This window comes from Streptomyces sp. NPDC033845 (assembly GCF_055576225.1).
Genome location: NZ_JBVIRI010000019.1, coordinates 102,215 through 114,544, shown reverse-complemented (window position 1 = coordinate 114,544; position 12,330 = coordinate 102,215). Strand labels below are relative to the sequence as shown.

At 70.5% G+C, this 12,330-nt stretch carries 11 protein-coding genes; 2 read left to right on the top strand and 9 right to left on the bottom strand.

Annotated elements, in window-relative coordinates; all coding sequences use genetic code 11:
• Positions 1-410: 410 nt before the first annotated feature.
• From ACZ50K_RS30515 to thyX, 3 genes are all read right to left on the bottom strand, one after another.
• A complete protein-coding gene (locus ACZ50K_RS30515) occupies positions 411-2,096 on the bottom strand; it encodes a ribonuclease J (protein ID WP_468908860.1) in 1,686 nt (561 codons plus the stop codon).
• A gap of 112 nt (positions 2,097-2,208) precedes the next feature.
• The gene (gene dapA / locus ACZ50K_RS30510; RefSeq protein ID WP_468908858.1) at positions 2,209-3,108 is read right to left on the bottom strand and encodes a 4-hydroxy-tetrahydrodipicolinate synthase; all 900 of its coding nucleotides are present in this window, start codon (positions 3,106-3,108) and stop codon (positions 2,209-2,211) included.
• A 221-nt stretch (positions 3,109-3,329) separates the two neighbouring features.
• A complete protein-coding gene (gene thyX, locus ACZ50K_RS30505; protein ID WP_468908856.1) occupies positions 3,330-4,064 on the bottom strand; it encodes an FAD-dependent thymidylate synthase in 735 nt (244 codons plus the stop codon).
• A gap of 121 nt (positions 4,065-4,185) precedes the next feature.
• Between thyX and ACZ50K_RS30500 the strand changes: the two genes are divergently transcribed.
• Together ACZ50K_RS30500 and ACZ50K_RS30495 are read left to right on the top strand one after the other, a co-directional pair.
• Entirely contained in the window at positions 4,186-4,425 is a 240-nt protein-coding gene (locus ACZ50K_RS30500) for a hypothetical protein (protein WP_468908854.1), read from the top strand.
• A gap of 38 nt (positions 4,426-4,463) precedes the next feature.
• Entirely contained in the window at positions 4,464-5,012 is a 549-nt protein-coding gene (locus ACZ50K_RS30495) for a PH domain-containing protein (RefSeq protein WP_468908851.1), read from the top strand.
• Between the two features lie 57 nt (positions 5,013-5,069).
• Here ACZ50K_RS30495 and ACZ50K_RS30490 read toward each other — a convergent pair whose 3' ends face one another.
• The 6 genes from ACZ50K_RS30490 to eccD all read right to left on the bottom strand — a co-directional run bounded on the left by ACZ50K_RS30490 (position 5,070) and on the right by eccD (position 12,252).
• The gene (locus tag ACZ50K_RS30490) at positions 5,070-5,522 is read right to left on the bottom strand and encodes a hypothetical protein (protein WP_468908848.1); all 453 of its coding nucleotides are present in this window, start codon (positions 5,520-5,522) and stop codon (positions 5,070-5,072) included.
• A gap of 3 nt (positions 5,523-5,525) precedes the next feature.
• Positions 5,526-6,278, bottom strand: a complete 753-nt coding sequence (gene dapB, locus ACZ50K_RS30485) for a 4-hydroxy-tetrahydrodipicolinate reductase (RefSeq protein ID WP_468908845.1) — start codon at positions 6,276-6,278, stop codon at positions 5,526-5,528.
• Positions 6,279-6,306: 28 nt separating this feature from the next.
• A complete protein-coding gene (locus tag ACZ50K_RS30480; RefSeq protein ID WP_468908843.1) occupies positions 6,307-7,686 on the bottom strand; it encodes a M16 family metallopeptidase in 1,380 nt (459 codons plus the stop codon).
• A complete protein-coding gene (locus tag ACZ50K_RS30475) occupies positions 7,683-9,914 on the bottom strand; it encodes a polyribonucleotide nucleotidyltransferase (protein ID WP_468908876.1) in 2,232 nt (743 codons plus the stop codon). The genes ACZ50K_RS30480 and ACZ50K_RS30475 overlap by 4 nt, the downstream gene beginning before the upstream one ends.
• Before the next feature lie 296 nt (positions 9,915-10,210).
• Positions 10,211-10,498 (bottom strand): 30S ribosomal protein S15, encoded by a 288-nt coding sequence (gene rpsO / locus ACZ50K_RS30470; protein WP_468908840.1) that lies wholly within the window; start codon positions 10,496-10,498, stop codon positions 10,211-10,213.
• A 200-nt stretch (positions 10,499-10,698) separates the two neighbouring features.
• The gene (gene eccD, locus ACZ50K_RS30465) at positions 10,699-12,252 is read right to left on the bottom strand and encodes a type VII secretion integral membrane protein EccD (RefSeq protein ID WP_468908836.1); all 1,554 of its coding nucleotides are present in this window, start codon (positions 12,250-12,252) and stop codon (positions 10,699-10,701) included.
• Positions 12,253-12,330: the final 78 nt, after the last annotated feature.

Below are 12,330 nucleotides of genomic sequence, written 5' to 3'. Positions count from 1 at the left end.
TCCTTTGTACTGACCCTCGCGGGCTTTCCTCCGGGCGCTTCCTTCGTTCTTGCGTTTCCGACTCTATCAGATCTTTTCGGACCCGATTTCCTCGGCGCTTTCCAGGTTCTCGCTTTCGCGTTTCCCTTTCCGGCGGTTCCAACCTTACCAGATCCGTTTTCCGTTCCGACCGCTTCTCGAAAGTCGCAATCAGTGGAATTGAATTCCGATGGCCGTTGGGGGCCTTTCCCTTTCGGGCGGTTCAGACCATATCAGGTTTCCCCGGTCCGAATTCCCACCCGGCGCGCGACCGGTTCGGGCACAGGTGTGTGCTCGGGTCCTTGCTGGGGTGGGAGACGTCAACTTAGCGGAGCGGGGCCCCCGGACGCAAATCCGGTTGCCCCGCTCCGGTGTGGTCGCTACGGCGAGGGTCAGACCTCGACGACGACCGGGAGGATCATCGGGCGCCGGCGGTAGCCGTCGGAGACCCACTTGCCCAGCACGCGGCGGATGAGCTGCTGCAGCTGGTGCGGTTCGGCGACCCCGTCCGAGGCGGCCTTGGCGATGGCCTCCTCGATCTTCGGGAGCACCGCGGTGAAGGCGGAGTCCTCGATGCCGGAGCCCCGGGCGTTGATGTTCGGGCCGCCCACGACCTTGCCGGTGGTGCTGTCGACCACCACGAAGACCGAGATGATGCCCTCGTCCCCGAGGATCTTGCGGTCCTTGAGGTGGACCTCGGTGACATCGCCGACCGAGAGGCCGTCCACGTAGACGTAGCCGGCCTGGACCTTGCCGGTGATCCGGGCCCGGCCGTCGATCAGGTCGACGACCACGCCGTCCTCGGCGATGACGATGTGGTCCTTGGGGACCCCCGTCAGGGCGCCGAGCTCGGCGTTGGCGCGCAGGTGGCGCCATTCGCCGTGGACCGGCATCAGGTTCCGCGGCTTGCAGATGTTGTAGAAGTACAGCAGCTCGCCGGCCGAGGCGTGGCCCGAGACGTGGACCTTGGCGTTGCCCTTGTGGACCACGTTCGCGCCCCAGCGGGTCAGGCCGTTGATCACGCGGTAGACCGCGTTCTCGTTGCCGGGGATCAGCGAGGACGCCAGGATCACGGTGTCGCCGGGGACGATCCGGATCTGGTGGTCGCGGTTGGCCATCCGGGACAGGGCGGCCATCGGCTCGCCCTGGGATCCGGTGCAGACCAGCACGACCTCGTCGTCCGGCAGGTCGTCGAGGGTCTTGACGTCGACGATCAGGCCGGCCGGGACCCGGAGGTAGCCCAGGTCACGGGCGATGCCCATGTTGCGGACCATGGAGCGGCCGACGAAGGCGACCCGGCGGCCGTACTCGTGGGCGGCGTCCAGGATCTGCTGGATGCGGTGCACATGGCTCGCGAACGAGGCCACGATGATCCGCTTCTGGGCACCCGCGAAGACTCCGCGGATGGCGTTGGAGATGTCGCGCTCCGGCGGGACGAAGCCCGGGACCTCGGCGTTCGTCGAGTCCGAGAGCAGCAGGTCGATGCCCTCCTCGCTCAGTCGCGCGAAGGCGTGCAGGTCCGTGAGGCGGTTGTCCAGCGGCAGCTGGTCCATCTTGAAGTCGCCGGTGGCGACGACGAGGCCCGCGGGGGTGCGGATCGCGACGGCCAGGGCGTCCGGGATGGAGTGGTTGACGGCGATGAACTCGCAGTCGAAGTTGCCGAGGCGCTCGCGGTCGCCCTCCTTCACCTCAAGGGTGTAGGGGCGGATGCGGTGCTCCTGGAGCTTCGCCTCGATCAGCGCGAGGGTCAGCTTGGAACCGATCAGCGGGATGTCCGGCTTCTCCCGGAGGAGGTAGGGGACGGCGCCGATGTGGTCCTCGTGCCCATGGGTCAGGACGATGCCGTCGATCTGGTCGAGGCGGTCCCTGATGGACGAGAAGTCCGGCAGGATCAGGTCGATGCCCGGCTGCTCCTCCTCGGGGAAGAGGACGCCGCAGTCGACGATCAGCAGGCGGCCGTCGAACTCGAAGACGGTCATGTTCCGGCCGATCTCGCCGAGGCCGCCCAGCGGGGTGACCCGGAGGCCGCCCTTGGGGAGCTTCGGCGGGGCGCCGAGTTCGGGATGCGGATGGCTCAAAAGTCTCTCCTCACCACACGCGCCACGCACCTCTGGGCACGTGGCGCGCATGACATTCGTGCACTTGCCGTTGTCTGTGTGGATGGTGCTTGTTCAGTTGTGAAGTCCGTTGTCAGAGCTGTACCCCGCCGGCGGCAAGATCGATCTTGAGCTGCGCGGTCTCTTCCGCGGTCAGGCCGATCATGGGCAGCCGCAGCGGGCCGGCGGGCAGGCCCTGGAGGGCCAGCGCCGCCTTGGTGGTCATGACTCCCTGGGTGCGGAACATGCCGGTGAACACGGGGAGCAGCTTCTGGTGGATCTCGGTGGCCTTCTGCACGTCGCCGCCGAGGTGGGCCTCCAGCAGGGAGCGGAGCTCGGGGCTGACCACGTGGCCGACCACCGAGACGAAGCCGACCGCGCCGACCGACAGCAGCGGAAGGTTGAGCATGTCGTCGCCGGAGTACCAGGCCAGGCCGCTCTGGGCGATGGCCCAGCTGGCGCGGCCGAGGTCGCCCTTGGCGTCCTTGTTCGCGACGATCCGGGGGTGCTCGGCGAGCCGGACCAGGGTCTCGGTGTTGATCGGGACGCCGCTGCGGCCGGGGATGTCGTACAGCATGACCGGCAGGCCGGTGGCGTCGGCGATCGCCGAGAAGTGCTGGTACAGGCCCTCCTGGGGGGGCTTGTTGTAGTAGGGCGTGACGGCCAGGAGGCCGTGTGCGCCGGTGCGCTCGGCCTCGCGGGCGAGCTCGATGCTGTGGCGGGTGTCGTTGGTGCCGATGCCGGCCACCACGTGGGCGCGGTCTCCGACCGCTTCGAGTACGGCTCGTACGAGGTCGGTTTTCTCCGCGTCGGTGGTGGTCGGGGACTCGCCGGTGGTCCCGTTGATGATCAGGCCGTCGTTGCCTGCGTCCACCAGGTGGACGGCGAGCCGCTGCGCGCCGTCGAGGTCGAGTGCGCCATCCGCCGTGAAGGGCGTGATCATGGCGGTGAGGACCCGCCCGAAGGGGGTCTGCGGAGTCGAGATCGGAGCCATGGGTAACACGCTACTCGCTGCCATGCTCTCGGTGTCCCCTTGGGGGCACGTCGGAGTACGTCCGTGGACGTCCGGGGTACGTCGGCGGGGTGAGGAGCCCGGCACTGCCTGCTCGGGGGTTCAAGCAGTGCCGGGTCCGTTTGATCAGCCTAGATGAACTTCGCGAAACGTCGCAATACGGACACTTCGGTCGGGGGCTTCGGACATCCGCACGGATGCGGTTACGGAGCCACCCGGCCGTTGGTGTTGAAGGCCGCGTAGGTCAGCGGCATCAGCCGCGCCCAGTGCTCCTCCATCTTCTCGCCGACCATCTCGATCTCCCGCTGCGGGAAGGACGGCACCGCCGCCAGCTCGTGCTGGGTGCGCAGTCCGAGGAAGTGCATCAGCGAGCGCGCGTTGCAGGTGGCGTACATCGAGGAGAAAAGACCGACCGGCAGGACCGAACGGGCAACCTCCCTGGCCACGCCCGCCGCCAACATCTCCTGGTACGAGGCGTAGGCCTGGCGGTACGAGTCCTCCATGACCTTGGCGGTCAGCTCCGTCTGGGCCTCGGTGCCCTCGACGAAGACGTACTTGCCCGGGCGGCCCTCCTGGACCAGCTTGCGGTCGGCGCCCGGCACGTAGAAGACCGGCTGGAGCTCCCGGTAGCGGCCCGACTCCTCGTTGTAGGACCAGCCGACCCGGTGCCGCATGAACTCCCGGAACACGAAGATCGGCGCGCTGACGAAGAAGGTCATCGAGTTGTGCTCGAAGGGGCTGCCGTGGCGGTCCCGCATCAGGTAGTTGATCAGGCCCTTGGAGCGCTCGGGGTCCTTCTGGAGCTCCTCCAGGGACTGTTCTCCGGCGGTGGAGACCCGGGCGGCCCACAGCACGTCGGAGTCGGAGGCCGCGGACTTCACCAGCTCGACGGTCACGTCGCTCCGGAAGTCGATCTTCAGCTCGGGGGTGTCGCTCACGAGGTCCTTCCAGGTCGTTCAAAAGTCCCGGACACCATATCGGCGAAATGCGGCACCTCTGGCGCCCCCCGTGCGTCCTACAGGGTGCAACGTCCTGACATCCTGAGGAGTGAGGCCCGACATGTTCCGCCGGCGCGAGCCCGTCCCGTTCGCCTTCGTCGCCGAGGCAGACCGCTTCCGCAGTAACGTCACTCCACCTCCACCGGAGCGCCTGAGCAGGACCCAGCTCGCCGCCCGTACCCTGGTCGGACTGACCGTGGTGGCGGGGCTCGTCGGCTCGCTCCTCTTCGGCATGCCCGCACTGCAGCCGCACAAGGCGCCCGAGAAGGCCCAGCAGTCCGAGGCCTCCGAGGGACGCTGACGGCCGCCCGCCGTTGTGCAAATGAGTGAGGACCAGCCGTGCCCCTGCCCTTCCTGACGGCCGAGCCGGACGACAGCGACATCGCGCTGCCCCACGAGGACCACGAACGCTGGCGCCGGCCCTACCGGCCGGGTCCCTGGCGGGTCGCCATCGGCGCGGTGCTGCTGCTGGTCGCCTCGTTCATGCTGCTCGCCACGATGATCATCGCCTTCGCCGGGGAGTGGACCGGCGCGGCCTTCTGCCTGGCCGCCGCGCTCGCCGTGGTCGGCGCCACCGGCCGGATGCTGCGCGCCGGGGTCTGGGTCAGCAGCTCGGGTCTGCGCCGGGTCGGGTTCTTCGGGACCCGCTCGGTGGCCTGGCGGAAGATCGCGGTGGTCCGCACGGTCCAGCAGCCGGTGCGCTGGCTGGGGCTGCCGCGGACGGTGCAGGGGCAGGCGCTGGTGGTGGACGGCCAGGACGGCCGCCGGGTGGCGATACTGCTCACCGACCACAGCCCGGACTTCCTGGCGCGCGCGGAGGCCTTCGAACGGGCCGCGGACACGGTGGAGGCCTGGGCGGCGGAGTACCGGCCGGTGGCGGCCCGCTGAGGGCCCCGGAGGACCTTTGCAGGAAGCCCGTGCGGGACCTGGGGGGAGCGGTTCCCCTCAGGCCCGTACGGGCTTCCTGTCGTGCAGGGCGATGGCCCGCTGCATGGCCTTGCGGGCCCGCGGGGTGTCGCGGGCGTCGTGGTAGGCCACCGCGAGCCGGTACCAGGTGCGCCAGTCCCCCGGCGCGTCCTCGGTCTCGGCCTTGCGGCGGGCGAAGACCTCGTCGGCGGAGTCCTTCAGGATCCGGCCGTACTCGTCCCGGGCCAGCTCGTCGACGGGCAGCCCGCCCTCGGCCTCCAGCTCGGTGGAGAGCCGGTGGGCCCTGCGGACGAACTTGGTGTTCATCCAGAGGAACCAGCCGCCGATGACCGGCAGGATCAGCACCATCACCCCGAAGAGGACGGTGAGCGGGGTGCCGATCCGGATCAGGGCCAGGCCCCGCCCGCCGGCCAGGACGAAGTACACGGCCAGCACGGCGGCCGTGAACAGGTACATGATCTTCGCGCGCATCTGTCAGCCCAGGTCGAGGAAGTGTTCCAGGCCGAAGGTGAGGCCCGGGGTCCGCGTCACGCGGCGTGCGCCGAGCAGGATGCCCGGCATGAAGCTGCTGTGGTGCAGGGAGTCGTGGCGGATCGTCAGGGTCTCGCCCTCGCCGCCGAGCAGCACCTCCTGGTGGGCCAGCAGGCCGCGCAGACGGATCGCGTGCACCGGGATCCCGTCCACGTCCGCGCCGCGGGCGCCGTCGAGGGCGGTGGCCGTGGCGTCGGGCTGCGGGGCGCAGCCTGCCTTCGACCGGGCCTCGGCGATCAGCTGGGCGGTGCGGGTGGCGGTGCCGGAGGGGGCGTCGACCTTGTTCGGGTGGTGCAGTTCCACGACCTCGACGGAGTCGAAGTAGCGGGCGGCCTGGGCAGCGAACCTCATGGTGAGGACGGCGCCGATGGAGAAGTTGGGGGCGATGAGCACACCGGTCTCCGGGGAGGCGGCGAGCCAGCCGTCCAGCTGCGCGAGGCGGTCCTCGTTCCACCCGGTGGTGCCGACCACCGCGTGGATGCCGTGGCGGACGCAGTAGTCGAGGTTGTCCATCACCGAGGCGGGGGTGGTCAGCTCGACGGCGACCTGGGCGCCGGCCGCGGCCAGGGCGTCGAGGTCGTCACCGCGGGACAGGGCGGCGACCAGTTCCATGTCCTCGGCGGCCTCGACGGCCTTGACCGCCTCGGAGCCGATGCGGCCCCGGGCCCCGATGACCGCCACGCGCAGCTTACTCATGCCTTCGCTTCCTTCGTTCCGTACGGACTCAGCCGACCACTTCGTCGAGGCGGGCGGCCTGCTTCTCCTTGAGCGGGCCGATCACCGAGAGGGAGGGCCGCTGGGCCAGTACATCCTGTGCCACGGCGCGGACCTCGTCCGGGGTCACCGCGGCGATGCCGGCGAGCATCTCGTCGACGGACATCTGGGTGCCCCAGCACAGCTCGCTCTTGCCGATGCGGTTCATCAGGGCGCCGGTGTCCTCCAGGCCCAGGACGGTGGAGCCGGACAGCTGGCCGACGGCCCGCCGGATCTCCTCGTCGGTGAGCCCGTCGGAGGCGACCTTGTCGAGCTCGTCCCGGCAGATCCGCAGCACGTCGTGGACCTGGCTGGGGCGGCAGCCGGCGTAGACCCCGAAGAGTCCGGTGTCGGCGAAGCCGGAGGTGTACGAGTACACGCTGTAGGCCAGGCCGCGCTTCTCCCGGACCTCCTGGAAGAGGCGGGAGGACATGCCGCCGCCGAGGGCGGTGTTGAGGACGCCCAGGGCCCAGCGGCGGTCGTCGGTGCGGGCCAGGCCGGGCATGCCGAGGACCACGTGGGCCTGCTCGGTCCTGCGGTCGACCAGGTCGACCCGGCCGGCGGTGCGCAACCGCTTGGTGCCGCCGCGGGGTGCGGTGGGCACGGCGTCGGTGCGGCCGAGGGCGCCGGCCTTCTCGAAGGCGGCGCGGACCTGGCGGACGACCTTGGCGTGGTCGACGTTGCCGGCGGCGGCGACGACCAGGTGGGTGGGGTCGTAGTGCTTCCGGTAGAAGCGGGCGATCTGGTCCCGGGTGAGGGCGTTGATGGTGTCCACGGTGCCGAGGACGGGGCGGCCCAGCGGGCTGTCGCCGAACATGGTCTGGGCGAAGAGGTCGTGGACCATGTCGCCGGGGTCGTCCTCGGTCATGGCGATCTCTTCGAGGATGACCCCGCGTTCGGCGTCGACGTCGGACTCCTCGATGAGGGAGCCGGTGAGCATGTCGCAGACCACGTCGATGGCCAGCGGCAGGTCGGTGTCGAGGACCCGCGCGTAGTAGCAGGTGTACTCCTTCGCCGTGAAGGCGTTCATCTCCCCGCCGACCGCGTCGATGGCGGAGGAGATGTCGAGGGCGGTCCGCTTGCGGGTGCCCTTGAAGAGGAGGTGCTCCAGGTAGTGCGTGGCGCCGTTGAGGGTGGGGGTCTCGTCACGGGAGCCGACGTTGACCCAGATCCCGAAGGTGGCGGAGCGGACGGAGGGCAGCGTCTCGGTGACGACGCGGAGTCCGCCGGGGAGGACGGTGCGGCGGACGGTGCCGATGCCGTTCTGGCCCTTGAGGAGGGTTTGGGTACGGGCGACGGCCCGCCCCTCCGAAGAGGGGCGGGCCGTCGCACGGGAACTACGGGAGCTCACTTCTCGGTGCCCCCGGCGGCGTCCGCGTCCGCGTCGTCGCCGGCCGCTTCGCCGTCGATCACGGGGATCAGGGAGAGCTTGCCGCGCTGGTCGATCTCGGCGATCTCGACCTGGACCTTGGTGCCGACCGCGAGCACGTCCTCGACGTTCTCCACGCGCTTGCCACCGGCGAGCTTGCGGATCTGCGAGATGTGCAGCAGGCCGTCCTTGCCCGGGAGCAGGGAGACGAAGGCACCGAAGGTGGTGGTCTTGACGACCGTGCCCAGGTAGCGCTCGCCGACCTCCGGCATGGTCGGGTTGGCGATGCCGTTGATCGTGGCGCGGGCGGCCTCGGCGGCCGGGCCGTCGGCGGCACCGATGTAGATGGTGCCGTCGTCCTCGATCGTGATCTCGGCGCCGGTGTCCTCCTGGATCTGGTTGATCATCTTGCCCTTGGGGCCGATGACCTCGCCGATCTTGTCCACGGGGATCTTGACGGTGATGATCCGCGGGGCGTTGGGGGACATCTCGTCCGGGGTGTCGATCGCTTCCATCATCACGTCGAGGATGTGGAGGCGGGCGTCGCGGGCCTGCTTGAGGGCCGCGGCCAGGACGGAGGCCGGGATGCCGTCCAGCTTGGTGTCGAGCTGGAGGGCGGTGACGAACTCCTTGGTGCCGGCGACCTTGAAGTCCATGTCGCCGAAGGCGTCCTCCGCACCGAGGATGTCGGTGAGGGTGACGTAGTGGGTCTCGCCCTCGATCTCCTGGGAGATCAGGCCCATGGCGATGCCGGCGACGGGGGCCTTGAGGGGCACACCGGCGTTCAGCAGCGACATGGTGGAGGCGCAGACGGAGCCCATGGAGGTGGATCCGTTGGAGCCGAGGGCCTCGGACACCTGGCGGATCGCGTAGGGGAACTCCTCGCGGGTGGGCAGCACCGGGACGAGCGCGCGCTCGGCCAGGGCGCCGTGGCCGATCTCGCGGCGCTTGGGGGCGCCGACGCGGCCGGTCTCGCCGACGGAGTACGGCGGGAAGATGTAGTTGTGCATGTAGCGCTTGCGGGTCACCGGGGAGAGGGTGTCCAGCTGCTGCTCCATGCGGAGCATGTTGAGGGTGGTGATGCCCAGGATCTGGGTCTCGCCGCGCTCGAACAGGGCGGAGCCGTGGACCCGCGGGATCGCCTCGACCTCGGCGGCCAGCGTACGGATGTCCGTGACGCCGCGGCCGTCGATGCGGACCTTGTCCTTGATGACGCGCTCGCGCACCAGGGCCTTGGTCAGGGAGCGGTAGGCGGCGGAGATCTCCTTCTCGCGGCCCTCGAAGGCCGGGAGGAGCTTGCCGGCGGCGATCTCCTTGATGCGGTCCAGCTCGGTCTCACGGTCCTGCTTGCCGGCGATGGTGAGCGCCTGGGCGAGCTCGCCGCGGACGGCGTCGGAGAGGGCCGCGTAGACGTCGTCCTGGTAGTCCAGGAAGACGGGGAACTCGCCGGTGGGCTTGGCGGCCTTGGCGGCGAGGTCGGACTGGGCCTTGCAGAGGACCTTGATGAACGGCTTGGCGGCTTCGAGGCCGGCCGCGACGATCTCCTCGGTCGGCGCCTCGGCGCCGCCCTTGACAAGCTGGATGGTGCGCTCGGTGGCCTCGGCCTCGACCATCATGATGGCGACGTCGCCGTCCTCCAGGGCGCGACCGGCGACCACCATGTCGAAGACGGCGTCCTCGAGCTCGGTGTGCGTCGGGAAGGCGACCCACTGGCCGCGGATCAGCGCGACGCGGACGCCGCCGACCGGGCCGGAGAAGGGCAGGCCGGCCAGCTGGGTGGACGCGGACGCGGCGTTGATCGCGACGACGTCGTACAGGTGGTCGGGGTTGAGCGCCATGACCGTGGCGACGACCTGGATCTCGTTGCGCAGGCCCTTCTTGAAGGACGGGCGCAGCGGGCGGTCGATCAGGCGGCAGGTGAGGATGGCGTCCTCGGAGGGGCGGCCCTCGCGGCGGAAGAAGGAGCCGGGGATGCGGCCGGCGGCGTACATCCGCTCCTCGACGTCCACCGTGAGGGGGAAGAAGTCGAGCTGGTCCTTGGGCTTCTTGGACGCGGTGGTGGCGGACATCACCATGGTGTCGTCGTCCAGGTAGGCCACGGCGGAGCCGCCGGCCTGACGGGCCAGACGGCCGGTCTCGAAGCGGATGGTGCGGGTGCCGAAGGAGCCGTTGTCGATGACGGCCTCGGCGTAGTGGGTCTCGTTCTCCACTAGCGTTCTCTCCATTTTCGTCGTCTCCGTCCTCCACCCGTGTGGTGTGGACGGTTTCGGAGAAGCGCGCCTTGGGTGCGGGCCGGTCTTCGATCGAAGCAGCCGGGACGGGGCCCGTACGGGCTCTCCGGATGCCACTACCGAGGACCGGCGTGCGGAAGGGAGGGCGCTTCCCCTCTTCAGTTGTGCGTGCGTCTTCCGTGCTGCGACCAGACTACAAAGCGTCCGGTACGTCCCGCACGTACGGCAAAGGGAGCGGTCCCCGTCGGTGTGGGAACCGCTCCCTCATCAGCGTGTTACTTGGCGCCGGCGGCACCGCGGCGGATGCCGAGGCGCTCGACCAGCGCGCGGAAGCGCTGGATGTCCTTCTTGGCCAGGTACTGCAGCAGGCGGCGGCGCTGGCCGACCAGGATCAGCAGACCACGACGGGAGTGGTGGTCGTGCTTGTGGGCCTTGAGGTGCTCGGTCAGGTCCGAGATGCGGCGGGAGAGCATGGCGACCTGAACCTCGGGGGAGCCGGTGTCGCCCTCCTTCTGGCCGAACTCGGCGATGATCTGCTTCTTCGTGGCGGTGTCGAGCGACACGTGTACTCCTCGTGAGTGAGCGGTGTCTCCGAGTGCCCCAGGTCTGCATCTCTGGGGAGCTTCCGTGACTCGGGAGACGGGTCCGTCGGTGCTTCCTCCCGTGATTCCTCGCGGATTCGCCGCGCGATTCCCGGCGCGGCGTGGGGGTGCGAGCACAGACGACCGTCACACAGCGTACCAGGGTGCCGGGGCGGGCCGTCTCAGCTGGTGAGCGAGCGGGCCCGGGAGTAGAGGTCGAGGACCGCGAGGGCCAGCGGGATCAGGCTGAGCAGGACGGCGGCCTCGGTGAGGTCGAGGAGCCTCCCCCAGAAGGGTGACAGTCCCTTGCTGGGGATGACCAGCCCGATGGCGGCGACCAGGGCGGCGCCGGCCGCGACGGCGGCGGACAGCCAGATGGTGCGCAGGTCGAGTCCGCCGCTGTGGCCGTGCTCGGCGAGTTCGGCGACCAGCTCGTGGGGCGGGTTGAGGGCGAGGCCGAGGACCAGCAGGGCGAGGGCGGCGAGGCCGGCGGCGAGGGCGCAGACCACCTGGGAGGTGTAGCGGAAGAGCCGGGCGCGCAGCAGCATGGCGAGGCCGGTGGCCAGGGCGAGGAGCCGGCCCCAGGTGTTGTCGGAGAAGCCGAGGACGGCGGCGGAGCCGACGGCGACGGCGGCGCAGCCGCCGACCAGGCCGAGGAGCATCTCGTGGCCGCGGCGGGCCTGGGCGGCGATCAGTTCGGCGTCGAGCGGGGCGGTGTGCTCGGGGGTTTCCGCGGCGGGGTCCTGGTAGGGGGCGGCCGGGTCCTGGTAGGGGGTGGTCTGCCGGCCGGTGCGGGTGCCGTAGCGGTGGTCCTGGCGGTCGGGGCTCTCGTACTCCTCGGTGGCGCTGTGCGGGGCGGCGTAGCCGATGGGCAGCCGGGCGAAGCGGGCGGAGAGGGCGGGGAGGAAGGCGACCAGGGCGATGGCGACGGGGGCGCAGACGGCGGCGGTGCGGGTGGCGGTGGCCTCGGTGACGATGGCCAGGAAGGTGGCGAGGGTGCCGGTGACGGCGAGGAAGGTGGCGGCCACGAAGGGGGCGTCGCCGCTGGGGGTGAGGGCGACCAGGGCCACCGAGGCGACCAGGACGCAGACGCAGCCGAGCAGGAACTGGAGCCGGCCGGGCCCCTCGCCGGCTTCGGGGGCGATGATCCCGGAGCCGGCGATGAGCAGCAGCGGGAGGGCGCCGAGTCCGAGGGCGACGGCGGAGCCGCGGTCGCGGTAGACGCGGGCGCGGACTCCGGCGGCGGCGGTGAGGAGCAGTCCGACGGAGCCGGCGATGATCCCGGGCAGCGCGTGCATGTCGTGCCGGACGGGGTCGGCGTACCAGAGGACGAGGCCGAGGAGGACGAGGAGGACCGCGGCGGCGGTGAGGCCGGCGGCGCGGAGCATGTCCTCGCTCCAGCGGTGCCGGTCGCGGACCACGGCGGCGGCGACGGCGTCGGAGACGTCGTCGAAGACGGCGGGCGGCAGGGACTCGGCGAACGGGCGGAGGCTGAGGACCTCTCCGTCCAGGACGGTCTGGGCGGCGAGGGTGCGGGCGCCGTCGAGGACGGAGCCGTCGCGGCGGACCAGGTGGTAGCCGGTGGGGGCGCCGACGGGCTGGGTCTGGCCGGTGAGCCGGAGCAGTTCGGGGTAGACGTCGGCGACGGCGATGTCCTCGGGGAGGGCTACGTCGATGCGGCTGTCCGGGGCCACGACGGTGACCCGGCAGAAACCCGTGGTTGCGGCCGTACTCACCTGTGTGACCCCCGTGGTTGGCGTGCTGGTTCTCGGCTGGCCCGCGGCCGCGTTCGCGGTTGCGCACGGTGCGCGGGC